The organism is Pseudomonas sp. Colony2, assembly GCF_019382755.1.
GTDB lineage: Bacteria > Pseudomonadota > Gammaproteobacteria > Pseudomonadales > Pseudomonadaceae > Aquipseudomonas.
The window spans coordinates 5,714,471-5,715,249 of record NZ_CP080030.1 but is presented as its reverse complement, the minus strand read 5'-3'; the positions used below and the strand labels follow the sequence as shown (position 1 = coordinate 5,715,249).

General features: G+C 53.5%; 1 protein-coding gene. It reads right to left on the bottom strand.

The window, feature by feature from the left end; all coding sequences use genetic code 11:
* Nucleotides 1-165: 165 nt before the first annotated feature.
* Nucleotides 166-779: OprD family porin (locus JV201_RS29955; protein ID WP_257903257.1), on the bottom strand; the 614-nt coding region annotated here is incomplete at its 5' end.

Genomic DNA, 779 nt, shown 5'->3' with positions numbered 1-779 from the left:
CCGATGTGTCAGGTTTGATGTGTAGGATCAAACTAGATAGTTAGCTTGCTAGTTATGTGGTTGTTGAGATCAAGTTGCAATAAAAAAGCCGCTCACTTGCGAACAAGTGAGCGGCTTTTTAGTTAGAGCCGAAGCCCTAAGTCATCGTTGTAATCAAACTGCCAATTACAAGATGTTCAGCGGGTATTGCGCGATCAGACGCAGTTCGTCGATCGACGCCGAACCGTAGTACACACCATCGCTGGAGCGATAAGTGGCTTGACGCAGACGCAGGCTCAGGTCTTTGGCCGGGCCGCTCTGGATCACGTACTTGGCTTCGATGTCACGTTCCCACTCTTTACCGTTCGAGGTGTCAGCGGTGTTGGCGCCGGTACCTTTGACGTAGCGAGTCATGAAGCTCAGGCCTGGAACGCCGAAAGTCGCCATGTTCAGGTCGTAGCGAGCCTGGAAGGACTTCTCGTCTTCAGCGTTGAAGTCGGAACGAGCGATGGAGTTGGCAAGGAAGATCGTGCCGCCGCCGTCGATGCCGTAACCGTAGTCACCGTCACCGCTAACCTTCTGGTAAGCCAGGGTGAAGGTGTGAGCGTCGATGGTGTACGCGCCCTGCAAGCTGTAGGCACGGTTGTCGAGCTTGGTGGTGTTGTCTTTTTCTGCGCGCTGCAGACCGAGACCATCACTTTTGGTGCTGTAGATGTTGAAGTCGAAAGCCAGCGATTGGTCCTTGCTCAGAGCATGGGTCCAGTTGATGTTCGCGTAGGTTTTCTTCCAGTAGTCTTCGG